25 protein-coding genes are annotated in these 26,702 nt (G+C 43.9%); all 25 read left to right on the plus strand.

Translation table 11 applies throughout. The features are described from left to right. Nucleotides 1-3: 3 nt before the first annotated feature. The 25 genes from ISR87_01730 (at nt 4) to ISR87_01850 (ending at nt 26,644) form a co-directional block, all read left to right on the plus strand. Nucleotides 4-333, plus strand: coding sequence for a hypothetical protein (locus ISR87_01730; protein MBL7024148.1), 330 nt, complete (start codon nt 4-6; stop codon nt 331-333). Continuing rightward, a complete protein-coding gene (locus ISR87_01735; GenBank protein ID MBL7024149.1) occupies nt 323-1,687 on the plus strand; it encodes a hypothetical protein in 1,365 nt (454 codons plus the stop codon). Before ISR87_01730 ends, ISR87_01735 begins: the two co-directional genes overlap by 11 nt. Before the next feature lie 16 nt (nt 1,688-1,703). Beyond that, the gene (locus ISR87_01740) at nt 1,704-2,726 is read left to right on the plus strand and encodes a hypothetical protein (GenBank protein ID MBL7024150.1); all 1,023 of its coding nucleotides are present in this window, start codon (nt 1,704-1,706) and stop codon (nt 2,724-2,726) included. 2 nt (nt 2,727-2,728) lie between these two features. After that, nucleotides 2,729-3,574 carry a hypothetical protein gene (locus ISR87_01745; GenBank protein MBL7024151.1) on the plus strand — a complete coding sequence of 282 codons (846 nt, stop codon included), beginning with the start codon at nt 2,729-2,731 and terminating at the stop codon, nt 3,572-3,574. An 11-nt stretch (nt 3,575-3,585) separates the two neighbouring features. After that, a complete protein-coding gene (locus ISR87_01750; protein ID MBL7024152.1) occupies nt 3,586-4,428 on the plus strand; it encodes a hypothetical protein in 843 nt (280 codons plus the stop codon). 43 nt (nt 4,429-4,471) lie between these two features. Further along, entirely contained in the window at nt 4,472-5,398 is a 927-nt protein-coding gene (locus ISR87_01755; protein MBL7024153.1) for an ABC transporter ATP-binding protein, read from the plus strand. Then, nucleotides 5,391-6,149 (plus strand): hypothetical protein, encoded by a 759-nt coding sequence (locus ISR87_01760; protein MBL7024154.1) that lies wholly within the window; start codon nt 5,391-5,393, stop codon nt 6,147-6,149. The genes ISR87_01755 and ISR87_01760 overlap by 8 nt, the downstream gene beginning before the upstream one ends. Next, nucleotides 6,146-6,622 carry a hypothetical protein gene (locus ISR87_01765; protein ID MBL7024155.1) on the plus strand — a complete coding sequence of 159 codons (477 nt, stop codon included), beginning with the start codon at nt 6,146-6,148 and terminating at the stop codon, nt 6,620-6,622. Before ISR87_01760 ends, ISR87_01765 begins: the two co-directional genes overlap by 4 nt. A gap of 151 nt (nt 6,623-6,773) precedes the next feature. After that, a complete protein-coding gene (locus tag ISR87_01770; protein ID MBL7024156.1) occupies nt 6,774-7,046 on the plus strand; it encodes an HU family DNA-binding protein in 273 nt (90 codons plus the stop codon). Between the two features lie 73 nt (nt 7,047-7,119). Further along, complete coding sequence (gene alr / locus ISR87_01775) at nt 7,120-8,196, plus strand: alanine racemase (protein MBL7024157.1); 1,077 nt, start codon at nt 7,120-7,122, stop codon at nt 8,194-8,196. A gap of 295 nt (nt 8,197-8,491) precedes the next feature. Beyond that, complete coding sequence (locus ISR87_01780; protein MBL7024158.1) at nt 8,492-9,955, plus strand: glycosyltransferase family 2 protein; 1,464 nt, start codon at nt 8,492-8,494, stop codon at nt 9,953-9,955. Further along, a complete protein-coding gene (locus tag ISR87_01785) occupies nt 9,948-11,141 on the plus strand; it encodes an ROK family protein (protein MBL7024159.1) in 1,194 nt (397 codons plus the stop codon). Before ISR87_01780 ends, ISR87_01785 begins: the two co-directional genes overlap by 8 nt. Further along, nucleotides 11,113-12,417 (plus strand): SpoIID/LytB domain-containing protein, encoded by a 1,305-nt coding sequence (locus tag ISR87_01790; protein ID MBL7024160.1) that lies wholly within the window; start codon nt 11,113-11,115, stop codon nt 12,415-12,417. Before ISR87_01785 ends, ISR87_01790 begins: the two co-directional genes overlap by 29 nt. Before the next feature lie 146 nt (nt 12,418-12,563). Further along, on the plus strand, nt 12,564-13,859 hold the full coding sequence (locus ISR87_01795) for a DUF1343 domain-containing protein (GenBank protein MBL7024161.1): 1,296 nt from the start codon (nt 12,564-12,566) through the stop codon (nt 13,857-13,859). Between the two features lie 89 nt (nt 13,860-13,948). Further along, nucleotides 13,949-16,318 (plus strand): T9SS type A sorting domain-containing protein, encoded by a 2,370-nt coding sequence (locus tag ISR87_01800; protein ID MBL7024162.1) that lies wholly within the window; start codon nt 13,949-13,951, stop codon nt 16,316-16,318. 8 nt (nt 16,319-16,326) lie between these two features. After that, entirely contained in the window at nt 16,327-17,649 is a 1,323-nt protein-coding gene (locus tag ISR87_01805; GenBank protein ID MBL7024163.1) for a DUF1343 domain-containing protein, read from the plus strand. 159 nt (nt 17,650-17,808) lie between these two features. After that, nucleotides 17,809-19,365, plus strand: coding sequence for an MFS transporter (locus ISR87_01810; protein MBL7024164.1), 1,557 nt, complete (start codon nt 17,809-17,811; stop codon nt 19,363-19,365). 252 nt (nt 19,366-19,617) lie between these two features. After that, on the plus strand, nt 19,618-20,958 hold the full coding sequence (locus ISR87_01815) for an MFS transporter (GenBank protein ID MBL7024165.1): 1,341 nt from the start codon (nt 19,618-19,620) through the stop codon (nt 20,956-20,958). A gap of 176 nt (nt 20,959-21,134) precedes the next feature. Next, entirely contained in the window at nt 21,135-21,443 is a 309-nt protein-coding gene (locus tag ISR87_01820) for a DUF971 domain-containing protein (GenBank protein MBL7024166.1), read from the plus strand. Continuing rightward, nucleotides 21,433-21,684: a hypothetical protein gene (locus tag ISR87_01825; protein ID MBL7024167.1), complete on the plus strand. Its 252-nt coding sequence runs from the start codon at nt 21,433-21,435 to the stop codon at nt 21,682-21,684. Before ISR87_01820 ends, ISR87_01825 begins: the two co-directional genes overlap by 11 nt. Beyond that, complete coding sequence (locus tag ISR87_01830) at nt 21,678-21,992, plus strand: YbjQ family protein (GenBank protein MBL7024168.1); 315 nt, start codon at nt 21,678-21,680, stop codon at nt 21,990-21,992. The genes ISR87_01825 and ISR87_01830 overlap by 7 nt, the downstream gene beginning before the upstream one ends. 37 nt (nt 21,993-22,029) lie before the next feature. Beyond that, nucleotides 22,030-22,647: an RNA methyltransferase gene (locus tag ISR87_01835; GenBank protein MBL7024169.1), complete on the plus strand. Its 618-nt coding sequence runs from the start codon at nt 22,030-22,032 to the stop codon at nt 22,645-22,647. Nucleotides 22,648-22,820: 173 nt separating this feature from the next. After that, nucleotides 22,821-23,798, plus strand: a complete 978-nt coding sequence (locus ISR87_01840) for a hypothetical protein (protein ID MBL7024170.1) — start codon at nt 22,821-22,823, stop codon at nt 23,796-23,798. Between the two features lie 221 nt (nt 23,799-24,019). Then, nucleotides 24,020-25,318, plus strand: a complete 1,299-nt coding sequence (locus ISR87_01845; protein MBL7024171.1) for a hypothetical protein — start codon at nt 24,020-24,022, stop codon at nt 25,316-25,318. Between the two features lie 9 nt (nt 25,319-25,327). Then, nucleotides 25,328-26,644 (plus strand): saccharopine dehydrogenase NADP-binding domain-containing protein, encoded by a 1,317-nt coding sequence (locus tag ISR87_01850; protein ID MBL7024172.1) that lies wholly within the window; start codon nt 25,328-25,330, stop codon nt 26,642-26,644. Nucleotides 26,645-26,702: the final 58 nt, after the last annotated feature.

Below are 26,702 nucleotides of genomic sequence, written 5' to 3' on the forward strand. Positions count from 1 at the left end.
AGATTGATTAAAGAATTGGAAATCGAGACTGAAGGTGGCTTGCCTGCAGAGGACATGGCCTTTATTGAGCGCATAGCAAAACGTATATACAACACAGGTTTTATCACCCCTGCGGTTTTTGCACTGGAGATGGTTAAACCTTTAGCTTTGTTAGGCAGTCATAGCATGATATTTTTTGGACCCATAGTCAGCGCATTTATCAAGGCCGATGGGTATTATAAAGCTGCCGAGTTGTTTGAAGAACCGAGCAATGTCGAATTATTAATCTCAAGACTTGAACAACTTGAACAAGAACATAAAATCAAACAAACGGAGAAGCACAGTGAAAGATAAACAATTCTGGTCTGTTGCCGGCATCATCTTCGTCCTATTCATGATTTACTGGTTTGCAGGACATCCATTTTTTGTCTCTGAACGTAGTGTCATGTTTTGGTCAGTCCTTATTGTCGGAGGCGTGTTGATCTACTCAACCCGCATGGCAAAACGAGGTGAGAAGATTTTCCTGCGTACTATTCCCGGTCTTAAAGCCGTGGAAGAAGCTGTTGGGCGTTCCACCGAGATGGGAAAACCGGTGCTCTATGTTCCTGGAATTATGGATATGGATCAAGTGGAAACGGTAGCTGGTGTTGTTGTTCTTGGTCATGTAGCCAAGATGACAGCCCGCTATGAAACCAGCTTGAATGTTCCTGTATCTCGTGCTATCGTGATGAAGGCGGCTCGTGAATCCTGTCGTGAATCATATCTCGTTGAAGGTCGTCCAGACCTCTTCCATGATGATATGGTCCATTATCTTACAGATGATCAATTCGCATATGCCGCTGGAGTGAATGGAATTATGCTACGTGAGGAGCCAGCAGCCTGCCTGTACATGGGCAAATTTTATGCTGAATCTTTGTTATTGGCTGAAACGGGTAACTCCATTGGAGCTATCCAGATAGCTGGAACTGCTTCGCCATCACAGATTCCCTTCTTTGTGACTGCATGTGATTATACACTTATTGGTGAAGAATTTTTTGCTGCCTCCGCCTATTTGTCCCAAGATCCTGAATTAATAGGTGGCGTAAAGGGGCAGGACTATCTGAAAATTCTTTTCACATCTGTTCTCCTGCTTTCAGTTTTGTTTTTCTCCATGAACATCTTTGAACAGCAACGCAGTAATGAGTGGAAAGATCTTAAACAAAAGACCAATCTGAGCGCTGAAGAATCCATATCTGAATTTTGGAAAAATGCAGATCCTGTTGCAAGGTACAAGGCTGTAAACAGGTCTTTATCAGAACCAAGTGCTGAACGGATACTCAATAAATACAAAAATCTAAGCTATTCAGAATTGAGTAAGCGACAGAAAAACAAGATTGCTTTCACCACGGGTGCGTTATTCTGGATTCAACTGCCAGTTGACAATCGGATGGATCTCGTGAACCAGGCCTTCACTGATAATAATCAATCACTTTATGATGCAGATGATGAATTTCGTCAACTTGAAATTGTGAAAGAGGGTAAAAATAAGTGGAACCAGATGGGTGAGGAAGAACGGGAAGAATATAAGCTTAAGTTCCCTGGATTGAGTGGCGTAGACCTTTACGCAGAAATCGGAAAAGAAACCATCAGTTGGGAAGATCATGAAGTTGACTGGGCCATAAATCAGCGATCAATTCCAGTAATCAAAAACATTCTCATGGTTCAGTAGGAGATTGAATATGTTTATGAAACGACAATTACCTATAGCCATAGCAGCGACCATCGGGTTCTTGACTCTGTTTGGCTGGTTTGTAGATGAACCTAATATCAAATCATTTGTGGATGATGATGCAACCCAGTGGTTTGATATCCTGGCAAGTTTTGCCATGTTTTTGGGTGCCTTGAATCTTCTAAAGATGCAGGCGCTTAAAGTAGTAAAGCAGAGTAAAGGCTGGCCCTATGCGGCATTGGCCATAGCTGGCTTTACATTCTCCTTCACAGCTGGATTTATTCTTCTAGGCTCATATAACGTAGAGATCAGTCAGTATGATGATCCTGCCAAGGTGGCCACTGTGTTGGCCAGCGAGATCAACCTCGATGAAAAGAGCGCTGAGAATATTCTTATCGCCATGCCTGAAGGGGATACATACATCATTGATACACCTTATTTCACAAAAGCTGGAGCAGATAATGTGGTTAAGGAAATCAATGCCGCTGGTGGAACTGCAAATATGCGGGCCACAGAATGGGGTTCCCATATCTCCACCCGGGGATCTCTGTTTAACTGGATGTTCAGATTTATCTTTACACCACTATCTGCCACCATGTTTGCGCTGCTGGCTTTCTTTGTGGCCTCGGCCTCATACCGAGCTTTCAAAATCCGAAATTTTGAAGCAACACTATTGCTGATCTCAGGTATAATAATCATGCTTGGTCGTGTCCCTATTGGTGGCAACATCTCTGCTTGGTTCATCCTGTATATTGTCGTGCTGGCCCTCAGTGCCGGTGTGAATACATGGTTTAAGAATAGAACCTATACGCTGGCATCTGTCATTGGTGGAGTTCTCATCGTGACAATCGCTGGCTTTATCATGGGTTGGCCAGTTGACCAACCGGCGATTTTCTACTTGCCTGTCCTTCAGGACTGGATCTATAACAATCCCAATGTAGCAGGAGCTCGTGCTATTATGATAGGAATTGGGTTGGGTATCTTTGCCACCTCAATTCGCTACATTCTGGGAATTGAAAAATCATATATCGGAGAATGATCATGGAAAAATTCTTAGATTTTATCGTTCGTGCCGGTAGTCTTGATAGACGCTATATCTTTTTAGTCATTGCTCTGGTAGTCATCCTACCTCTGTTTTTTCCACTTGGGTTGCCCATCCGGCCAACCACTTCATCCCAGGATGTTTATAATGCCGTGGAAGAGCTGGAAGCAGGGGATAAGGCTCTGATTTCCTTTGAATATGGACCAAGTACAAAACCGGAAATTCACCCCATGGCAGTTGCTCTGCTCCGTCATCTCTTTGACAGGGATGTGAAGGTTTACATCACCTGCCTCTGGCCTGATGGTCAGTTTATGGCTATGGAAGCCCTTGAGCAAGTTGCTGACAGGCAATACAACAAGGTCTATGGTGAAGATTATGTTTTACTGGGGTATCGACCTGGAGCTGAGGCCGTTATCAAGGGGCTCGTCAGCAATATACGCAAAGTGTTTACCGTGGATGCCAATGGAAATTTCCTGGATGATATCCCCATGATGGTGGATGTGAATCAGGTTGCTGATTTTGACTATCTCTTCTCAGCTTCAGCAGGTTATCCTGGTACGGTTGAATGGGTTCAATATGCTGCAGATCCTACAGGTGTTACCATGAGTACAGGTACTACCTCCATTCAGGTCAACGAAGTGATGCCCTATGTCCAGTCTGGACAGATTGTAGGTATCCTTGGAGGAATGCCTGGAGCTGCAGAATATGAGTCTCTTATTGGTCAGGCGGGTATCGGTACCAGTGGAATGGATGCGCAGTCTGTTGCACACCTCGTCATCGTTGGATTTATCATTTTCGGAAACATCTCGTTCTTTGTTGAACGTCGGCGTTCCAAGAAATATTAGGAGGCTGAATAATGAACGGTTCTGAAATTTTTGGTGCTTGGGTTGCAGTCTTTCTAACCCTGGGTATTTTTTCATATTTATACAAGGATAATCCTTTTTACAAGATATCTGAACACGTGTTTGTCGGAGTGTCTGCAGGCTATTGGATGGCAATGGCCTTCTGGGCACAGGTCCAACCAAATCTGTTTGGTCGCTTATGGCCTACGCCTGAGGGCGAGATATCCGGTTTTTTTATGAGAGCCTGGTATGGGATATATAATCTCTTTGGTTTCATACTTCCCAGCGTTTTTCCTGCTGGTGGAATCGACAAGGGTCATGGTCATGATCCTCATTTTATATACATCCTGCCATTTGCCCTGGGTATCATGATGCTTTTAAGTGTGTCTTCAAAATTGAGCTGGTTAGCCCGTCTTGGTATCGCATATACAGTCGGTATGGCTGCTGGTTTGAGAGCGTACGCTTTTTTGAATTCCAATGTTCTGGGACAGATTAAGGGCTCAGCTGTATCCTTTGTTGATATGCCTTTATTCAGTCTAACCGGTGTTAGTGTTTTCAATAATTTGCTCATCCTGGTAGGTACGATTACCGGGTTGTTGTATTTCTATTTTTCCAAGGAGCATAAGGGTGCTTTTGGTAAAGTGACCCGAGTTGGAATTTATTTCCTCATGATTAGTTTTGGTGCTTCATTTGGCTTTGCTGTCATGGGTCGTATATCCTTATTAATTGGGCGTTTTACAGACCTCATCACCTATGGTGGCCCAACATATAGTTATGCATCAATTTGGTTAATATTGCTCATGATTGTCCTGTTGGCAGTATGGACCATTAAGGGTGACAAGAAAGTGGCTAGCTAAGTCATAGATAATTAGAACGTTTTTCTAGGGAGAACAGGCTGATATGGCCGTTTCAATCACGCTGAGAAATATCATCAAGAAATATGATGATAAGGCAGCTTTAAATAATGTAACCCTGGGTGTTGAAAAAGGGCATATCCACGCCCTGATTGGGACTACAGGTTCAGGCAAATCAACCCTGTTAAGAGTCATAGCCACGCTATGTTCACCTACTTTGGGTTCGGGTTATATCAACGGCTTAAATCTGGGTGCCAGACAAAATCAAATCCGTCATCAGATAGGTTATATGTCTCAGGACAGTCGTTTTGAACAATCGCTTACCCTGATGGAGAACCTGACCCTGCACGGTAAGTTGCATGGAATTGCTCAGGCAGATCTGATAAATCGTATCTCTGGATTTGTGCGACGTTTTGAAGTTGCCAATAGCCTGCATGCCTTTCCCAGAGAAGTGAGCTTCGGTACTCGCAGGAAAATGGAATTTATTCGGGCTGTCCTGCACAACCCATCCATTCTGCTCCTGGATGAGCCCACTGCTTCCCTGGATCAGGGCTGTAAAGAACTCATGGAAGCCTTTCTCCGTGAACAAAAACTGAGATTTACCACTGTGATGGTCTCCAGCAATATCGACCAGGTTGAGCGTCTTGCAGATAGAATCTCCATTCTGGATCAAGGACGCCTGGTTGCTGATGGGACCCTGAAGGAATTAAAAGAGACAGAACGAGAAAATCGAATCCTCGATCTCATTTTATCAGAAACCCATGAAAGGGATTTTAACATTCTCGATGCGTCACCCCATGTGGTCTCCTACACAGTTCAGGGAAATCACTATGAAATCATTACAGAAGTAGATATTCCCCCAGAGAAGATTACGGCTCTCTTTCACGAGAGGGTAGTAGAGGCAACTCCTCGTTTGCCTGCCTTATCCGATATATTTAAACGGATGATTAAGGTGGAGGCCATGCATGAATAACGTATTTGCTGCCCTCTGGCACCGAGAATTGACCATTTATAAACGTCAATTTACCACCATGGGTGTCATGCCTGTGCTCACTGGCTTGATATTCTTTTTCATGTTCTTTTTGCCATATAAATCACTTTTATCAAAAGCAGAGATGGATATCGTCATGCCAGCCCTGGTTTTGGATTCACTGCTGCTGACGCTATTGATTACGATATATGAAACGACAGCAAGGTTTTACTGGGAAACTCAGAGAAGTAATGGTATGGCCAGTCTCTACGAGATGGGTCGCTTTCATAGACAACCCTCATTTTTTATTGCCCAGGGAGTGATTAGTCTGGTGAAAGGATTCACGCATCTTGCAGTGGTTTGGGGTATTCTGGCTTTTGTGACCGAGATGTCTTTTGCTTCAATTAATTTCCAGGCGAGCATTGTGTTCATTCTCTTAGGAGCACTTCAAATTGTCGCTCTGAGTAAGATTATTGGTCTCCTTGCACAGCATGTTGATAGCTTGAGTAAGCTGCTTTATATCGGGCTTCTACCCATCATGATGATCAGCGGGTTGTTCCTTACCAAGGGGGCGCCTATGGAGAAATACCCTGAAATCGCCTTCTACTTGCCTCCCTACAATTGGATGGCCGGTCTTGATATTGCCTTTCTTAATGGCATGATAGATTATGGATTCTTACTCATCTGTTTGATTGAGACTGCCTTCCTTGTCTGGTTTGCAGCAACGTTTTTCCACCTGGATGGCGATAGTTGAAAATCTATCTGGCAGGGGCGATTGAAGCTGCTCCTGATGATGGAAAAGCGTGGCGGGCCGAAATAACCAAATTTCTCGATAGTGAATTTAGCATCGATGTGTTTGATCCTTCTCAACATGAGCAGGACTTTCTAACTGCAGAAGAAAAGAACAATTTCAGACAGTGGAAAAGTGTTGATATTAAACGTTTTAGGCCTGTTATAAAAAAAATAATTGATCGAGATTTGGAGCAACTCCTGGAAAAATGTGATGCAGTGATCTGTCTGTGGGATGAGCATGTAATCCAGGGAGGCGGGACACACGGGGAGTTGACGCTGGCTTATGAGCACAAGATGCCAGTCTACCTCGTGCTGGGTATGCCTCTGGAAAAAGTGTCCTCCTGGATCGTGGGATGTACGACAGAAATATTTTCCAGTTTTGACGAAATGAAGCTATTTCTCCTAAAAAATGGTTTCAATAATAATGTTGAATAACTGCTTGACTTTCAAAAAAGACCCCTTACCTTTTTGACGTTATCCTAAGGTGGGTAAGGGTTTACGCCCACTTGAGCGATTCCGTGCAGGACATGCTCAAGTCAACAGAACCGATAATATTTATTAATACAAAAAACAAGGAGGACACACTATGAACAAAGCAGAATTGATTGCAAAGATTGCCGATGACTCAGGAATCTCTAAAGTACAGGCTGAAAAAGCACTTGGTGCATTTACAGGCGCTGTTACAGATTCACTAAAAGCCGGTAACAAAATTGCTTTAGTTGGCTTCGGTACTTTCGATGTATCAGCTCGTGCAGCCAGAGTTGCTCGTAACCCTCGTACAGGTGAACCGATCAATGTTCCTGCAATGAACGTTCCTCGTTTTAAAGCTGGTAAAGGTTTGAAAGACTCCGTCAACTAGAACTCTTTGCTATACATCAATTAGAAAAAGGGCGTGTTAATTCACGCCCTTTTTTGATTGGGAGAATGAACTCATGGAAGCCATCTGTCAAGTATCTCTTGATGCCATCACTAAAAATTTTAGCTATTTCCAAAAAAGAGCAATTCCAGGACATGTCATCCCTGTCGTGAAGGCGAATGCTTATGGGCATGGAGCGTTGGCAATCGCACATCATCTGCATGCCACCCGGGGTGTTAATACTTTTGCCGTTGCCACACTGGAAGAAGCTCAGGAACTGGCTGCAGAATTTCATGAAATATCCATTTTAATTTTCAGTAGAGTATTTCCAACGGAGCTTGCGTCTGTACCAGAGAATGCAATCCTTAGCGTGGGATCAATGGATGATGCCAGGGCATTGTCTAATAGTTCCATGGGTAGTATCAGGGTTCACCTGAATGTTAATACTGGCATGAACCGGCTAGGTCTCACTTTCGAGGAAGTTTTAGACCTTTTTGGGGATGCTGGGTCCAATTTGCAGATAGAAGGCGTGTATAGCCATTTCTCGTCGTCAGATACAGCCTCAGAATTGGTTTATGACCGGCAAAACAGTGATTTCAAGAAACTGGTTGAAAAATTGCATGGCAATGGATTTACAGGGATGATTCACATTGCCAATAGTGCAGGTAGCTTACACGATGGACAGGAACCATTTGACGCGCTGCGTCTTGGTATCGGTCTTTATGGTTATGATACCTCACCCAAGGGAGATCACCAGGCTTACCTCAAACCTGCCATGACAGTCAAGGCTCCCCTTATTCGTGTGGCTCGTATTAGGGCTGGTGAATCAGTGAGCTATGCCGAAAAATGGCAATCTTCAGTAGATACAAATATAGGTACCCTCCGTATTGGATATGCAGACGGCTACACCAGGGCATTGTCCAACAGGGGAGTGGTCTCCTACAAAGAAAAGAGCTATCCTGTGATTGGTACAGTCACCATGGATCATATTATAATTGACCTCGGTCAAGATGAACCACAAACAGGTGAAATGTTTGTCGTCATGGGCGGAGAGAATCCAAAAGTTCAGGTCAATGCCATTTCCAAAATACTAGATACCATACCCTACGAGATTTGCTGTGCGATTTCACCGCGAGTGAGACGCCTTTATTAGATATATTGACAGTCGAATATTGGCTGTTTAGCTGCATGATTCAAATGCGTGACTTCTTCATTTAATTCCTGTGGAAACAATGAATTCGATCAAGTTATTCTGAAAATAAATTATATTCTCAGAATAATTAACCTGTTTGTTCAGATATTTTACTAATTCCACGGTTCTACCATAAAAAATGGTTGAATTTGCTGAAATATTTCTTAACTCCATGCCTGCATCAAGGTTTAGAAATGCCTGATTTTGATGGTCTTTTTATTATGCCTTCTGTCCAAGAATGCAAAAGGAGTTTAGCGTGAATATATTAGTGATTAGTGGAGAGCAAACCCACGAACTCGTCGACTACGGGAAAACTTTTCCCGACTCTAGAATTGATATCGTGAACTCAGCAGATTTAACATCCAAGTCATTAAGTGAAAAACTTCTTAGCTTTTCCGGCGAATCGCTGCTCCTCATAGATGCTCGCAGTGAAAAAATTGAATTCAAACAATCTGCAGTTGAATTGTATGAGCTCGTCGCTGAAACATCTGATGATTGGTCACTTATTTACGCAGACTATGAAGTTGATGACAATGGACAGCTCAGTGATGAACATTTATTGGATCACCATATTGGTCGAGTCCGCGACAATACAGACTATGGAAAGGCCTGGGTACTCAATCTTGAGAAATTGAGGGATGTGCTCCCATTAGCTGATTCTACCAAGCAGCATTTTTTCTATGAATTACGATTGCGTCTTAGTGAGGTGGGGGAATTGGTTCACATTGCCAATCGTTATGCAGGTTCTCCATATCGGATCAATAAAGCTGTGGGGGAGCAAAATGTTTTTGACTACCTCCTGGCCAGCAAAGAATCCCAGTTAGAGCTTGAGCAGATTGTTACCGATCATCTTAAAAGAATAAATGCTTATCTTGCGCCGGGAGCCCACTATTCACCTGTCCTGTATGCTGAAAAACAATACGAATTAACTGCCAGTATTATTATTCCCGTTAACAATCGACCTGAGTTTATTGGGTCAGCTATCGAATCAATTCTGGCACAAACGGTGCAGGATATTGAAGTCATAGTAGTCGTGAATGGTGGCGAAACAGATCCAACAATTCCTGCAGTTCAGAAATATCAACCTGGTGGAAATAAATACTCCTCAGACAAACCTGCTGTTCATCTGGTTGTTTTGGATATTAATAATATCGGACTTTGCCTGAATACAGGTTTAAGACGAGCAAAAGGAAAATTTTACGTCCAATTAGATTCTGATGATCAGCTAATTGAAGATGCTGTGGAAAAAGTTACTCAGGTCTATGCTTCAGACGATACCATAGCCATGGTTATTGGTTCATATGAAGTCTGGGAGAAAGATTCAGCTTCTGGTGAAATCACCCGGATGGATTCCATCCCAGTGGTCACACATGGAGAGTGGACTGAAGAAAATGGTCGCAATAATTTACTTCGTATTAATGGTGCAGGGGCACCACGATCATTCTACATTGAGGCTGCCAGAGATATTGGTTTCCTCGATATGAATACATCGCCCTATGCTAGAAATTATGGTGAGGACTACGATTTTGTATCCCGGATGAGTGAATATCATCGCATTGGTCGCGTATGGGATCCGATTTATAAAGTGATCAGACACGGTGGCGGCACGGATCACAATATTGATCGTGCTACTGTTGACCGGAATGACAATGCTAAAGATGAAATGCGTCGTGAAGCTATTTACAGACGTCAAATTATAAACGAGGTTGCAAATGGATGAAATTGTGCTCATTGGAATTGACGGCGGGGCTTCCAAAGTCCTGGTTCATAAAGTTGACATCCTGATTAACCCCATGCGTTTTGTCGCATTGAAGCCCTTTATTGAAGTGGCTTATAGCACCTCAGACTCATACAGCCCTAAATTCAAGCCCATCGCCCTGTCCCGCCAGCTAAAGGAGCACAATAGTGGAAGTGTTGTGCAAACCAAGGCTGAGTCTGCTCAGGAAACTGCATTTATCGATAGTTTTTCGAAAGCCATTCGCACCATTCTTGGAGACAATGTTACCCAGGATATAGTTCTGGGAATCGGCCTGCCAGGTCTCAAAACCAAAAATGGGCGTGGCATTTCAGCCATGGCAAATGGTCCACGCATGCCAAAATTCCTGGACAAACTTGAGAAAACCCTGAAAAAAGAGGGCTATTCCACTCTCCATCCGATTCAGATTATCGGTAGTGATGCCGATTATTGTGGTCTCGGAGAACAATGGGGAGATGATGGTGGAATGCGCGGGGTTAAATCGGCTTACTATTTCGGTGTAGGCACTGGTATTGCAGATGCCATGTTGTTAAATGGTAAAAATGTTGCCTTTGATGCATGCAAATCCTGGATTGCAAAAACCTGGGAGATGATGGCAAATGAGGAAGAGAGTTATGAGAATTTGCTCTCTGCAAAGGGGATTCAATCCCGCTATGCTGCACTTACAGAAACAACTGTGGAAGATTTAGATAAAGCTGAGATTTTCCCCTGGCAAATCTATGATCGTGCACTTGCTGGCGAAGAAGCTGCTCTTGAGATCGTTGGAAGTACTGCCCAGGCCTTGTCTGAGTTATTATTCCATCGCATCCAGACCCTTGCCCTGGGAGCTCCAGAAACTCTGCTCCGGGATGCTGACAGAACGCTGGAAATAGAACACGATCATGTCGGTGAAGTATTTGAGCGGATTGTTATAGGACAACGCCTGGGAGATATCTGGGAGTTTAAGAAATTCACACCACTCCTGCTTGACCCCGTGAATGAAAAATTAGGTCGTATGATTCATTCCTCAGCTTTACCAGCTGAAGTGAAGTCACAATACCTGACCAAAACCAACCGTCTGAGGGATGACTTAATCATTCATTCTGAATTGAGACATGCCCCTGCCTTAGGAGCTGCCGTCGATGCCTATCTCGAGTGGATTGAACAGTGAGATAATCCGTGTAGGAATTGTTCTACCTGAAGATCAAATCCAGGAAATTACCATATCCTGGTCTCCCGAGCTTGAGCTCGAATCAAATGTTCCAGATTTAATAGCTGCTCAAAGTATTTCCCTGCTTGTTGCGAATGATGGTATTTCCCTCAAGAATTTTCCCACAATTTCGACCCAATCCACAATCACCCTCGTCTGCCCTGATCAGGTTGTGTCTCTATCAACAAACTATGGATTCCATATAAAATCTGTGGTGGCAGGTCGCGGCTTCCATTGGGAAAAGAGGATTGAAGTTGAGCTACCAGGAAAACTCGAAATTTCCGTACAGGATGGCTCGCTTAAAGTGATCAACTTTGTTGATGTTGAAGCTTATGTGGCCTGCGTGGCAACTTCAGAAATGGGATCAGAAGCTCCAGCAGATCTTCTGGCAGCTCAAACTGTGGTAGCCCGCTGTTGGTCGTTGGCGCTAGCCGAAGCCAAACATCTCTCCGATGGGTATGATGTCTGCAATGACGATTGCTGTCAACGCTATCAGGGTACAAGTTATTTGACGAATCACTCACTCAAGGCTGCCATCGAAACCCGTGGTGAAGTTTTGGTCTATGACGAAAAAGTCATTGATGCCCGCTACTCGAAGAATTGTGGGGGAATGGTAGAAGCATATGATACCGTTTGGGAGGGAGGCAAGGTGCCTTACCTCATCCCTCTGTGGGATGGTCCCAGGCAAAAACCTGGGTATGCTGTTGATGACTTTGAAAAACATTACGCCTACGATGAGGCATATTGTTCTTCAAAGAGATTTGAAAATGTCAATCTGGCTGGAATGCTGGGGAAGGTAGATGTTTCCGGGAGTTATTATCGTTGGGAACAGGTCATGACCAAAGCTGATATCCTGAAAAATTTGGAAAAATATACTGGGCTAATCTGGTCCAGCATTGATGATATACGCATCATGGAACGTGGACCCAGTAGCCGGATCAAATACTTATTTCTCGTCGGTACAGATGAAAACGGCGGTTTGGTAGAACAAATGGTGAAATCAGAATATGGTATTCGCCAAATGTTTAGTGACTCATTTCTCTATTCGTCGGCTTTTGTTATTAAGAATGCAGAAAGCCTGGGGGAGGATGATCATGTGGTTTTAAGAGGGGTCGGTTGGGGGCATGGCGTTGGTTTGTGTCAGATGGGGGCCCTGGGAATGGCCCTGGAACACATCGGATACAAAGATATTCTAAAACATTATTATCCTGGATCAAGGCTGGCTTCACTTAAATAGTTGGTCCCGGTTTCTACCCTGGAAGAAGACCCTCCAGATTCTAAGCTTTTTTTAAGGATTCACCCAATTAGACAAGAACTTCTTGTTTTGTGTTGGTAAATGCTTTTAACTAACCTAGTTTAAATCAACAACCCGGAGTATGACTTATGCAACACCCAGACATTTCTCTTAGAAGACGAATCACAATTGCAGGCATCTTATTGATGCTAATTCTTCAATCCTGTGTGAGCGTAGCACCACATGATATGATTGAGATGCCGCCAGTTCAAATCAAGCCCCAACTGCCATCAGATATTGTCAAATCCGGTCTTGAAGTCTTTATTGAAAGTCGCGCCTGGGACAATAATTTGAAATATGGTCTTCTGGCAAATCAAAGCTGTGTGGATAGAAATCTGGTTCATGGTGTACAACTGCTTCCTGAATATATCAATTTGGTCCTCATTATGTCACCTGAACACGGATTGTTCGGTGCTGAAAATGGGGGAGATCTCATCGGTGAAGAAATTGAACCCAGTTCCGGAATCAGAGCTGTCACCACCTATCGGCAGGGGCAAGAGGCCATTAACGAGATGGTTGCCGATCTGGATGTGATCCTTTTCGATATTCAAGATATTGGTATCCGATCCTATACCTTTGTCTATTCAATGTCTTATATCATGAAGGCCGCTGCAGCCAAAGGAAAAAAAGTCATCATTCTGGATCGCCCAAATCCTATTAACGGGATGCAGATGGAAGGCAACATTCTCAGACCAAAATTTGCAAGTGGTGTCGGTCGATATCCGATCCCATATCGTCATGGAATGACTACTGGTGAGCTGGCCTTGCTCTTCAATACCGAGTTTGGGATCAATTGTGATCTTGAAGTCGTCAAAATGGAAGGCTGGACCCGGGACATGTGGTTTGAAGAAACTGGTCTGCCATGGGTTCCAACCTCCCCCCATGTGCCAGATGCATCCACTATTCTTCCCATGATTTCAACCGGTACTTATGGCGAATTACATGTTCTATCTGAAGGAGTGGGAGTAACCATCCCCTTTGAATTTGCAGGTGGACCCTGGATAACTAACCCCCACGAATTTGCTGAGGCGTTGAAAGCAAGGGTTGGGGGGGGCATCATCTTTCGCCCGACCTTTGTGAAACCCTATTATGGCCGCTTTAAAGGCCAGGTTTGCGGTGGGGTCCAACTTTATGTCAGTGATCGTGAACTTTACAAACCCTATTTGGTTGGGTTGCAAATTATGGCCGTTCATCAGGAGTTATATCCTGAGGTTGATCTCTTCGCCAATGAAGGCCGCTGGAGTATGTTCAACAAGGTCATGGGTGATGATCAAATCAAAGAAGACATTCAGGCCGGTAAAGATCCATTGGAGATGGAGGTAGGCTGGCTGGAAGACCTAAACAAATTTGCAGAAATGCGCAAAGCATACCTTTTATACAATTAACCCATTCCTGAGGTGACCTTATCTTAAGCAATTTACGTCGTGCTATCGGGGTTCTTATTATCCTGAGTTCATTCCTCTATAGTCAGGATATGCTGGAAAAAACCCACGCTGCTCATGTTGCTCAATTTGGTAATGTTGACATCGATCAGGAAGGTGGATTTACAGGATATCCCCGAGATCTGATACCCCGCAATGCATTACGGGATCCCAGCCATGTTGTTTTTGGATACCATCCCTATTGGAACGGCACCGCCTGGGAAAACTATGTCTATGATATTCTAAGTCATGTCGCCTGGTTTGGATTGAACATGGGAAATGATGGCGAAATTACCAATGCCCACGGCTGGCCCGTAAATGGTCTTGTTGATCTGGCCCATAGTCATGGTGTAAAGGTTATTGTCACTGTAACCAATTTTGATAATGCAGGTATTGGAACCCTGCTTGGCAATCCTGCCTATCGCCAGACTGCCATTGACAATCTCATATCAAGGGTGATACAGGGCAATGCTGATGGGGTAAATATAGATTTTGAATTTGTGCCCTCAAGCGCTACTACCAATTTCAACACCTTTATTCATGATCTCACCCAGGCTTTCCATGATCAGATTCCCGGATCTGAAGTAAGCATTGCCATGCCCTCTGTGGATTGGTCCAATGCCTATGACTATAACTATCTATCTGATAATTGTGATGGTCTCATGATCATGGCTTATGGGTACTATTGGTCCGGTAGTTCCCATGCAGGTCCTAATTCACCACTAAATAGTGGCCTGTCAAGCTGGTATATCAGTCGTACGATTGAGGACTATCTGACAAAGACAGGGGATGATGGTTCACAACTCATTCTGGGGCTTCCCTGGTACGGTAGAGATTGGCAGGTAACCAGCACTGTTATCAATGCACCTGTGGTTGAAAATACTACCGGCTCATCGATTTTGTATCCTGCTGCCGAGGCCAGTGCCCAAGCCTATGGAAAACAGTATCACAGTGGCGTAGCAGCAGCCTGGTACAATTACAATAATGGACAACAACATCAGGTCTGGTATGATGATTCCCTCAGTCTGGCCACAAAGTATCAATATGCAGTTGATCAGGAGATCAAGGGAATTGGTATCTGGGCGCTGGGGTATGATGGAGAGCGTCCTGAAATATGGGGCGGGCTCAGCAATATATTTGGTGCCACAGCACCACCCCAAACCTCCAGGTATTTCACAGTCAGGAATCTGGGGAATGGCACCGTTGCCGTGCATTGTGCACAATCACTTTTTACCGATAAGTATGAAGTGTTTGCCAGTGCAGATGGTGAGGAGTATACCCTGGTGGACAGTTCAGAAACACAGGATATCCTGGTCTCCAATCTCTGGGAAGGACAGGTTGTCTATCTGAGGGTGAGAAATTCAAATAGTTATGGAAGCAGTGAGCTCTCTGAAGTACTTGCCACCACAGTCGATATACAACACGAATCAAATGTGCTTATCGTTCAGGGTTTTGAGCGAACATCAGGCACTGTAAACAATTTTGACTATATCATCCAACATGGTTCTGCAATTCAAGCCAGCGGTCGAGCATTTGACGCAGCTAGTAATGATGCGGTAGAAGTCAATGCCATTGATCTGTCGGCGTATGCCATTGTGGATTGGATAAGTGGGGAAGAAGCCACACAGACAGTATCATTCTCACCAACAGAACAGACTCGTATCAAAGATTATCTTGAACAGGGTGGTCGATTATTTATTTCTGGTTCTGAGATTGGCTGGGATCTTCAAGCAAATGGCAGTGAAAGTGATATAAGCTTTTATCATAATTATTTCAAAGCCGATCACATTACTGATGATGCCCAATCCTATGCGATTTCAGGTCAATCCGAGGGCATTTTTTCAGGGATGACAGGAGTTACCTTTGATAACGGATTGCATGGGACCTATGATGTTGACTATCCAGATGGCATTAAGCCATATGCTGGATCGCTGAGCAACCTTCACTATGATGGATCTGATTATCAAAGTCTGGGAGGCGCTGGCATTCAATACATTGGGAGTTTTGGTGGAAGTTCAGCTTTAGGTGGAATTGTGTATCTTGGCTTTGGATTTGAGACCATTTATCCTGAAAGCGCTCGTACCGATGTGATGTCTGCAATTCTGGATTACCTGGAGATTTCCGTCCATGTGGATGTCCCTACCCAGTACCCTGTTCACTTTCAAGTTTCACAGGCCTATCCCAACCCATTTAACGGGTCCTTTGCAATTGATGTACACATCCCTGAAGCGACTGCCCTGACCCTAAGCCTTTATACTTTGAAGGGGCAATTGGTCAGACGCGTTGAGCAAAAGGTTCATGCCGGGTCAAATCATATTATATTAGCTGGTCTTAACACTTCAAATGCCAGCTCAGGTGTGTATATCCTTAAGGTTGAAAATGGAACCCAGTTTTATACACAACGTGTTACCTACTTGAAATAGGAGCTAAAATGAAATCATATTCCAAACCCATACTACTGGGAATTGTCCTTCTGGGACTGTGGTCCTGCGCATCTTCACCTAAAGGGGGTCCAGGAGTAGATATCCCCGGACCGCATGAAGAGCAGCAAATGGAAAAAAAAGATATCCCACAAGAGAAAATTGTAGTCCACACAGGACTGGATGTCATGGAAAAGATGGGTTTTGAACCTCTCCTCGAGAAGCATGTAGGTGTGGTTACCAATCATACAGCTGTGAATAAAAAGGGTGCCCATCTCGTTGATTTGTTACATGCCAATAGTGACATCACCATCAAGGCAATTTTCGCTCCGGAGCATGGATTTAGGGGGAAAGAGCAAGGCGGTGATGACATTCCAGGTGGTGTAGATTCAAACACGGGGGTGCCGATACACAGTCTGTACGGTGCTCAACGTGAACCGAATCCAGAAATGTTGAAGGGCATTGATGTTCTGATTTTTGATATTCAAGATGTGGGTACTCGCTTCTATACCTATATCTCAACCATGGGATATGTCCTTGAGGCTGGTGCAAAATACGATATTCCAGTAATGATACTGGATCGTCCGAACCCAATTGGGCGTCGTATAAATGGCAATGTTCTCGATGAAGGTTTTGAAAGTTTTGTGGGACGCTACAAAATTCCCATTCGTTATGGCTTGTCCATGGGAGAGCTGGCCCGCATGATTGTTGGTGAGAAGATGATATCTGGCCTGGAATCATTGGAGCTCCACGTCGTGGAATGTGAGGGGTGGCCAGGAGATGTGTACTGGTCTCAAACTGACCTCACTTGGTTGCCACCCTCACCCAATATGCGAAACACCAATGAAACCTTGACATATCCCGGTCTTTGTCTACTTGAAGGTGTCAGAATTAATGAGGGTCGCGGGACTGAGTTTCCCTTCGAATATATCGGAGCGCCCTACATGGATGGAAAACTACTGGCCCGAGAACTTTTGGCCACGGGGTTGGAGGGTTTCACAGTTGAACCTGTTTCCTACACACCAGTAGATATGCCCGGCGTCTCTATGAACCCGCTCTTTGAGGGCGAAGTTGTCAATGGGGTCAATATTGTTGTCACCGATCCAGATAAATTCAAAGCAGTGGATTTCCTGATACACCTCCTGGTTATAACCAAAAAGAATTATCCCGAAGCATTTGGATGGAGATCCACCCGTGGACCTGATCGTTTATGGGGAGGATCGGGATTGCGTGAGATGGTGGATGCTGGAAAGACCGCCCAGGAAATCATTGCTAGTTATCAAAACGAATTGATCGCATTCGAAGCCATTCAATCCAAATACCTGATTTACTGAATTTAAACATTATATACTGTCTGAGATGATCACAAAGTGAAGGACATCCCAATGAATACTGACAAGACTACAAAAGCTCGTTCACCCTGGACCTGGATCCCATCCCTTTATTTTGCTGAAGGAATTCCATATATCATCGTCATGTTTGTGGCCAGTGATATGTATAAAACACTGGGTGTCCCAAACTCCACTTTGGCTTTATGGACCGGCCTGCTCTATTTACCCTGGGTGATTAAACCTTTGTGGAGTCCTTTTTTGGACATGTATTCCACCAAGCGCAACTGGATATTCTGGATGCAACTGGTTCTCGCCGTCATGTTCTTTGCCGTTTCTCTCTCACTACACCTACCCTGGTGGTTCCCCATGACCATATTTTTTCTCTGGGGCATGGCAATTTCATCAGCAACCCATGATATTGCAGCAGATGGATTTTATATCCTGGGCTTGAATGAGCACGACCAGGCTTTTTTCACCGGTATTCGTTCAACTTTCTACCGTCTGGCCATGATCGCTGGATTGGGACTCCTGGGAATAATCACAGGTCTGATCATTGACAACACTGGCCTTGAAACTGTTAAAGTGGATATCCATTCAGTACCATCAAGTGAAATCACTGAGGTGATCACGGAGGCAGATATCATTATCCCTGCGGACAATGATGGTGAATCCAGAATTCTTATCTATCCTGAGGTTATCAATGTTCCACTTCCTGGTGGATCTCTCGACTCCACCAACATCTTCTTTATCCTCTCCGCGCCACCTGTGGAAGATGTGATTATGAGTTTTGGACAGAAGAAGGGAAGCCAGGACATTAGCCTGGTGACTTCTGGTATTTTGGAATTCGACGCGACAAACTGGAATGTTCCACAGAAACAAACCCTCAAAGTCATTGGAAATTTAACCGAAACAGCTGAAGCAAGATTTGAAGCAAAAGCTGGGAATGTGCCCTTTGGTTGGTCCGTATCCATAGGTTTCCTCGGTGGACTATTTGTCATCTTTGCCCTTTACCACAAATACATGTTGCCACGACCTGCCCGGGATATTCAAAAAGACCCTGCTAATGAAAAAGATTCCTATATAGAGATATTCACCTCCTTCTTCAAAAAGGAAGGTATCGTGGCCTCAGTATCCTTCATGTTGCTCTATCGCTTCTCTGAAGCTCAGCTGACCAAAATGGCTTCACCCTTCCTCCTGGATGCCAGGGAGAATGGTGGGTTGGCGCTTTCACTCACCGAAAAAAGTTTTGCCTATGGCACGGTTGGCCTGTTGGCCCTGGTCATTGGTGGAATTAGTGGTGGCATTCTGGCATCTCGTCATGGTCTGAAAAAATGGATCTGGTGGATGGCGTTGGCAATTAATGTCCCTAACACAGTCTATATCTTCATGTCCTACACTATGCCGTCCAACCTGTATCTGATTAATTCCATGATAGCCATCGAACAGTTTGGCTATGGATTCGGGTTTACTGGATACATGTTGTACATGCTGTATGTGGCAGGTCAGGGAAAGCACGAGACAGCGCACTTCGCCCTGACAACGGGCTTTATGGCTCTGGGTATGATGATTCCAGGTATGATTAGCGGATATATCCAGGAATTTTTAGGCTACCAGCATTTCTTTATTTATGTCATCCTGTGTACCATCCCCAGTTTTGTCGCGCTCTATTTTATAAAAATTGACTCTGGATTTGGAAAAAAAGTAGAGGCGAAAGTATAGTTTCTAAGACATTTCGGACGAAAGCATGGCTCATGGCTCTCTCATTTTTGGAGTGGTCAATCAGTGTTGCCTAAATGGCCTTTTCAACAGGTGTTGGTATCTTTGGCTACAAGACGAAATTGTATCGCAAGAAATCCCTTCGCATATTTCTGTGGTTGCCTATATTGATTCCGAAGTCTTCAACATCTCAGTAGTATAAAGAACCGATAACCATTACAGCTAGAGCTGTATTGGTACACAGGAGGATAACTCATGGATAAAACCAGAAAAGGTATCTGGGGTTGGGCAATGTATGACTGGGCAAATTCAGCATTTGCCACCACAGTCATGGCTGGATTTTTCCCAATATTTTTTAAAAGTTATTGGAGTGCAGGCGCAGATGTAAATGTCAGTACAGCCCAATTAGGTGCCGCTAACTCTATAGCCAGTCTCATTGTTGCCTTAATGGCTCCCATATTGGGTGCCATTGCTGACAAGGGTTCCGCCAAGAAAAAATTCCTTATCTTTTTTGCCTATCTGGGTGCCCTCATGACCGCCGGACTTTTCCTGGTACAGGAAGGGAATTGGCAAATGGCAATTTTCGTGTATGTAATGGGTATTATCGGCTTTTCTGGTGCGAACATATTTTATGATGCACTCCTGCCCAGTGTTACCTCTGAGAAAAATATTGACAGAGTTTCAGGTCTGGGTTTTGGCATGGGGTATCTCGGAGGAGGAGTATTGTTTGCCTTGAACGTAGCCATGACACTTTTTCCTGATACCTTTGGACTTGACGGACCAGCTCAGGCAGTACGAATATCATTCCTGTCCGTGGCAATCTGGTGGGGACTTTTCACCCTATTCACCATCTTTTGGGTGGAGGAAGAGAAGATTGAGAATAACCTGGGTGTGATGGACACGGTTAAGGCTGGCTTCAAACAATATCTGGACACTTGGAAAAAAATCAGACACCTCCAGACCGTATCAATATTCTTGTTAGCCTACTGGTTCTATATCGATGGTGTAGATACCATTATCAGAATGGCTGTAGACTATGGCATGTCAATTGGCTTTGAGTCAAATGACCTTATAATTGCTCTCCTAATTACTCAATTCGTGGGATTCCCAGCAGCCATAGTTTTTGGAAGACTTGGTGAAAAATGGGGTGTTAGAAAATCCATATATCTGGCAATATTCGCATACATTATTATCACCTTTTATGGTGTCCTCATGACCAAACCAATCGAATTCTATGCCCTTGCCATCGCAATTGGACTGGTTCAGGGGGGTATTCAGGCTTTGAGTCGTTCTTACTACTCCAGACTGATTCCCAAGGGACAGGAAGGCGAATTTTACGGATTCTATAACATGTTGGGAAAATTTGCAGCAATCCTTGGTCCCCTCCTCATCGGTGTGGTGGGTTTAACCATTAAGGGAACTCTCGGTCCATTAGCAAATACTCCAGAACAGCAGATGGCCATTGGTCAAATTGCGTCTCGATGGGGTATTGGATCTGTTGTATTGTTGTTTGTCATTGGAGCTATCCTCTTCAAATTTGTAGATGAGGAAGAAGGCAAACGAGAAGCTGCCTATATTGAGAAACATTCAGAATAAGTACTCAAACATCTGAGAAAAAGCCTCGGAACAATCCGAGGCTTTTTTTGTACTATCACGGCGAGAAACAGGCTTAAAAAGTCTCAGAACCGGAATGTCCTGTTTCCAGACTCGTATCGATATTTATTTCTGTCCCGCTTGAAACGCTTATATTTGCGCCGAAAGGATTTAAGAACATGAAAATTCTAGAACTGATCCAACTTCCCGTCGGGGTTGCTATTCGCTGGGATGATGGGGATGAAGCACTGATAGATTATCGCAAACTCAGAGATGCCTGTCCCTGTGCAAATTGCTCAGGTGAAAGTGATCTCTTTGGACATAAGACCTTTGGCCTGCCCATGCTGAAAACAGCAAACACCTATGAGCTGCAATCATTTCGTTGGGTAGGACACTATGCCATACAATTCACATGGGCAGATCGCCATGATTCCGGTATTTATACATTAAAACTTCTAAAGGCCTTGGGTGAACCTGATGAAGAATAACATAGCTGATCAATCTGATTCAAATTTTCTCCCCAGGATCATTGTTGCCGTCATGATCATCGGGTCTAGTATAGGTTTGTATAGTATTGCCCTGGATTTATGGCAGGGAGAGATGATCTCAACTTTTGAACGCTTATTGGTCACAGGTTTTATTCTCGTGATTGTGGCAACCTTAATTTATGTCATTATTCAGCGCATTGAGATGCGTAAAACTGAAAAATTCAGGAGAGAAAAATGGTAGCATGGTATACAACAGAGACCGTTGCGGGGAAGCAAATATCCAAACATATCGGCGTGGCAATGGGCAGTACCATCAGAGCTCGCAATATTGGTAGAGATATTATTGCCGGTCTGAGAACCCTGGTGGGTGGTGAAGTTCCAGAATATACGGAAATGATGGCTCATGCACGCAACCAAGCCATTGAACGCATGCTCCAAAAGGCCAATGAAATGGGAGCTGATGCTGTGGTTGGTGTACGTTTTTCAACTGCCATGATTATGCAGGGAACTGCTGAGGTCATGGCCTTTGGAACTGCTGTAAAATTTTAAGCCGCCCATATTGAAATCCAACTCACCTTCCGGAGAAATTGTAGGGACTATCACTGCAAAACGCCTGGATACCATCAAACGAGTGGTCAGTAACCGTCAGTTTGACTTAACCGTCATTCTCGAAAACATTCATGATCCCCACAATGTAGCCGCTATTTTCAGATCTGCCGATGCTGTGGGGATTGATGAAGTTCAACTGCTCTATACAAAAGAGAGTTTCCCAGCACTCCACCCCAAGGTGACAGCAGGAGGGGGGAAATGGGTCAAACAAAATAAATATCGGGATCCACAGAAATTGGCCACAGATTTAAAGCAAAGGGGTTTCAAAATTTATACAACCCATCTTAGCGTAGATGCAGTTTCCATCCATGATATTGACTGGACTCAACCCTCGGCTGTGATTCTGGGCAATGAAAATCGCGGGGTATCTTCGGAAATGACCAAACTCGCCGATGCCAACATAGTCATCCCCATGTTTGGCATGGTTGAAAGTTTAAATGTATCAGTGGCAACGGCAGTGGTTCTCTTTGAAGCATGTCGACAACGAATTGCCAGTGGAAAATATCCCAATCCTGAGTCCAAGCCTGAACTCCTGGAGCAGATGACAGATGAATGGGTTAAAATAAATATTAACAAGCGAATACGACGGAAGTAGGCTAAGGCTTGCCCCTGGGGATATATCCAATTTCATCTTTTGCTACAGTTGACCTGAGCGGACACAGGAGACTGTCATGGATTCATCAAAAAGAAGGTTTGTTGTTGGCACAGAGATAGGTATGTTGTCAATCTCATTAGCGTTCATCCGAAACCCAGGTAAGGAATTCAGTTTTGATAGACATATTTAGATCGCTCCAAAAACGAACCTATCTATTGCTTCTCATCCTGGTGAGTTTTGCTTCCCTGCAAGCCATTCCCCCAGAAGCGAATGGTATGATGACAGAAATGGGTGCCATTGCCTATATCAACGAATCAGATGGGAAGGACGCGATTTATGTGAGGGATGCAGCATCTAGTAATGTCATTTTCACTTGTGCCTCTGGAAATGTAATCATTCTTACTCCCTCAGTTAGCTATGATGGGAAATACATAACCTTTGTGGTGGATAATGGCCGCAATCAGAAGACGATACACATTTTAGGACCCATTCAAAAGCTCGATAATAAATGGCAGGCCCATGACCTTGAGGTGATGACAGTAAGAGGGGGAGCATGGCCAGTATTTAAGGATAATCAATCGGTATACATGTCCATGCCTGAGCAGACTTCGATATCTAATGACGGCTCCTCGAATATCTACCGGATCAGTAGCGAGGAAATTATAAAAATTAGCGACAATCAAGGGGTATCGTCTCATATCTGGCCTCTCATCAATCCCACTGGCGACGCATTGATTTATCGCAATATACCACAAACTGATGATATGGGATACACCACTGAACCAGTTAAATCCGTAATTCTTAATCTGGAGTCTGGTAGTAGTGACAAGCATTTTGTGGATCAATTTGTCTATCTGGAACAATGGACAAGTCTTGGAGAAATACTTTTTTCATTCAGAGATAAAGATCAGAATGGGAATCGGATCTACGCCTTATACAATCCTGAATCCAGAAAGACCAGAGAGATTTATCGCTCTAAATCAAGACAGGGTGCTTTAACCAGCGATTCCAAATTTCTGGCTACCATTCGCCCGGTCCCTGAGGGGAGTCCACAGTTTGATATTTTCGTGACGGATTTGATTTCCAAGACAGAAATTAATCTGACACAATCACCCAGACAGAGTGAAAGTCTCATCGGCTGGATCAGATAACTCAAATCAGTCTTCATTTATGTCGGTAAATATTTAATAAATAATGATTTAGTTTAAATATTTATTGAGAGATAATCTGCAATAAATTTTTGATAAAATTGATCCTAATTTCTTAGTCTAATCCCCACTTTTTACAGCATAAACCTTGAGTCGCAAGCACCCTAAACTATATTGCAGAGCTTCATTTCATTTGGACTCATAAAGATAGGGAAATTGCGCTGATGGCTGTTAAGATTGGAATCATAGCTGAGCACAAACCAGGGGAAGGTCGAATACCTCTCACCCCTGTGCAAATCTCACAATTACTCAAGGATCATCCTGACCTTGCTATCACAGTAATGCCCTCTGAACAGAGGATATTTCGGGATGAGGAATTTCTAACATCAGATATCCCCATGTCCCAGGATTTGGCAGATGCAAATCTGGTTATGGCGGTAAAAGAAATTGATGTGAAAGATATTCGTAGCAACCAAGCCTATCTTTATTTCTCACATACTATAAAGGGGCAAGATTATAACATGCCCATGCTGCAGCACATCCTTGATACTGGTGCAACCCTGCTGGACTATGAACTCATTCGAGATGACAGCGACCGTCGACTGGTATTTTTTGGTCGTCATGCGGGATTAGCTGGGATGGTGAATACCCTCTGGGCCTATGGACAACGTCTGAAGGTATTGGGGACTTCAAGTCCTTTTCTTCAGATCAAGCAGGCTCAAGATTATGCCAATCTTGAAGAGATCAACCTTTCACTTCAAATTTTAGGATCAGAAATAAGTCGCTGGATGGCAGACAAACCTGCACTTGTAATCGGTGTGACCGGTTATGGCAATGTCTCTGGTGGTGCACAGGAAATCCTGGCCAATCTACCCGTGCATGAAATGAGTGCTGAGGAACTGCTTGCCGCAGATTTGGATGCATTTCATGGACAGCTCATCAAAGTTGTCTTTAAAGAACAGGACATGTTTGAACCCATTGATTCCAAAACTGAATTTGAACTTCAGGATTACTTCGATCATCCTGAAAAATATCAGGCAAAATTTCAACCATACTTAAAAAAAATGAATATGCTGGTAAATTGCATTTACTGGGATACCCCATATCCGAGACTTGTCACACTTGATGATATTAAAGCCCATTATGAGTCCCATAAAACCCTCATGGTCGTGGGTGATATTACCTGCGATATTGATGGAGCTATTCAATTCAATACAGGTTCCACCCTGAGTCCAGATCCAGTCTATATTCATGATATTCACACAGGTGAAAAAATAATGGGTTTTGAAGGTGAGGGACCTGTGGTGATGGCAGTGGACAATTTGCCTACAGAATTGCCCCGTGAAGCCTCTGAAGCCTTTGGTGAAGCACTTATCCCTTTTGTGTATGCAATGGGTGTATGTGACTACTCCAAGCCCTTTGAAAGCCTTAATCTTCCACCCCCAGTGAAAAGAGCTGTGATTGCTCATGCTGGAAAATTGACCCCTGACTATGAAATGTTGAAAAAATATTTAAAGGCCTAACTGAACTCGATGAGCAAACACGTACTTATTCTGGGGGCTGGGCTTGTATCTCAGCCAATTATTGATTACTTATTTAAGAAAACAGATTTCTTTCTTACTGTAGCCGATATCATTGAAGAAAATGCTGCTCAAGCCATTGATAATCACCCTAGAGGAAAATCAGCTGGGCTGGATGTCAATAATGAGGATACTCTGGGCCAGTTAGTAGCAGAATCGGACCTGGTTGTATCACTTTTGCCATACGCACTTCATGGCATTGTAGCCAAGCATTGTCTTAAAGCTGACAAACATATGGTCAACGCATCGTATGTTTCGGAGGAAATGAAATCCTTTGATGCACAAGTTCGCGAAAAAAACCTGCTGTTCCTGTGTGAAATGGGACTGGATCCTGGTATTGACCACATGTCAGCCATGCAGATTATCCATTCCGTGCAGAAGCGGGGAGGGAAGATTGATGAATTCGTTTCTGTTTGTGGCGGTCTGCCTGCACCTGAAGCCAATACTAATCCCTTTGGATACAAATTTTCATGGAGCCCCAAAGGTGTCCTCCTGGCAGGCAATAATCCTGCCCAGTACATCGACCATGGAACTTTGAAGAAAATCAGTGCCAAGGACTTGTTCAATTCAACAGCTCCCATGGAAATTGATGGACAAAATTTTGAAGCATACCCAAATCGAGACTCCACTGCCTATGAGGAGATTTATGGGCTGGAGGGAATTGATCTGCTTATGCGCGGGACCTTACGCTATGCAGGCTGGCATAAACTGGTCCTGGCCTTGAAGGCATTAAACCTGTTGACAGAGACATCCGTCCCAGCAGAGACAAGTAGTTATGCTGGAATGCTGGCGATGGTAAGTGGTTTAGATGAATCTAAACTCCGGTCAGCGGTTGCTTCTAAACTTGAGATGACAGAGGATGATAAGACAATCAAAGCACTAGATTGGTTGGGGCTTTTCGATACGAAGCATGTTGATTTTCCAGCAACCACATCAATTGATATACTCGCTGATCTCATGAATCAAAAAATGGCCTATGAATCTGGTGAAAGAGACATGATAGCCCTCCAGCACAGATTTAAAGTAACTTTTCCTGATCATCGTGAGGAAATAATATCAACCCTGTTTGATTATGGGATTCCCAATGGGAATAGCTCCATGGCCCGTACCGTATCATTGCCTCTAGCCATTGCAGCCAGGCTCATTCTTGAAGGAAAGATTAACCTGACAGGCGTGCAAATTCCAGTTGATCCCATCATTTACGAACCCGTTCTTTTGGAATTAAAATCTCTGGGTATTGAATTCTCAGAGGAGATTGTCAGAAGCTAGACCGAATGAATAACAGGACATTAAACTTTATAAAATTAATAGATAAGTAAAGAGGTAA

Source organism: Candidatus Neomarinimicrobiota bacterium (assembly GCA_016784545.1).
In the GTDB taxonomy this organism is placed as follows: Bacteria; Fidelibacterota; UBA8477; order UBA8477; family JABMPR01; genus JABMPR01.

Excerpts from the sequence above, each read along its gene's own strand:
- ISR87_01805 (MBL7024163.1), top strand. The coding sequence starts at position 16,327 with ATGAAATCATATTCCAAACCCATACTACTGGGAATTGTCCTTCTGGGA.
- ISR87_01800 (MBL7024162.1), top strand. The coding sequence starts at position 13,949 with ATGCTGGAAAAAACCCACGCTGCTCATGTTGCTCAATTTGGTAATGTT.
- ISR87_01820 (MBL7024166.1), top strand. The coding sequence starts at position 21,135 with ATGAAAATTCTAGAACTGATCCAACTTCCCGTCGGGGTTGCTATTCGC.
- ISR87_01795 (MBL7024161.1), top strand. The coding sequence starts at position 12,564 with ATGCAACACCCAGACATTTCTCTTAGAAGACGAATCACAATTGCAGGC.
- ISR87_01790 (MBL7024160.1), top strand. The coding sequence starts at position 11,113 with ATGCCTATCTCGAGTGGATTGAACAGTGAGATAATCCGTGTAGGAATT.
- alr (MBL7024157.1), top strand. The coding sequence starts at position 7,120 with ATGGAAGCCATCTGTCAAGTATCTCTTGATGCCATCACTAAAAATTTT.
- ISR87_01830 (MBL7024168.1), top strand. The coding sequence starts at position 21,678 with ATGGTAGCATGGTATACAACAGAGACCGTTGCGGGGAAGCAAATATCC.
- ISR87_01760 (MBL7024154.1), top strand. The coding sequence starts at position 5,391 with ATGAATAACGTATTTGCTGCCCTCTGGCACCGAGAATTGACCATTTAT.
- ISR87_01770 (MBL7024156.1), top strand. The coding sequence starts at position 6,774 with ATGAACAAAGCAGAATTGATTGCAAAGATTGCCGATGACTCAGGAATC.
- ISR87_01755 (MBL7024153.1), top strand. The coding sequence starts at position 4,472 with ATGGCCGTTTCAATCACGCTGAGAAATATCATCAAGAAATATGATGAT.
- ISR87_01745 (MBL7024151.1), top strand. The coding sequence starts at position 2,729 with ATGGAAAAATTCTTAGATTTTATCGTTCGTGCCGGTAGTCTTGATAGA.
- ISR87_01815 (MBL7024165.1), top strand. The coding sequence starts at position 19,618 with ATGGATAAAACCAGAAAAGGTATCTGGGGTTGGGCAATGTATGACTGG.
- ISR87_01810 (MBL7024164.1), top strand. The coding sequence starts at position 17,809 with ATGTATAAAACACTGGGTGTCCCAAACTCCACTTTGGCTTTATGGACC.
- ISR87_01750 (MBL7024152.1), top strand. The coding sequence starts at position 3,586 with ATGAACGGTTCTGAAATTTTTGGTGCTTGGGTTGCAGTCTTTCTAACC.
- ISR87_01740 (MBL7024150.1), top strand. The coding sequence starts at position 1,704 with ATGAAACGACAATTACCTATAGCCATAGCAGCGACCATCGGGTTCTTG.
- ISR87_01825 (MBL7024167.1), top strand. The coding sequence starts at position 21,433 with ATGAAGAATAACATAGCTGATCAATCTGATTCAAATTTTCTCCCCAGG.
- ISR87_01845 (MBL7024171.1), top strand. The coding sequence starts at position 24,020 with ATGGCTGTTAAGATTGGAATCATAGCTGAGCACAAACCAGGGGAAGGT.
- ISR87_01850 (MBL7024172.1), top strand. The coding sequence starts at position 25,328 with ATGAGCAAACACGTACTTATTCTGGGGGCTGGGCTTGTATCTCAGCCA.
- ISR87_01785 (MBL7024159.1), top strand. The coding sequence starts at position 9,948 with ATGGATGAAATTGTGCTCATTGGAATTGACGGCGGGGCTTCCAAAGTC.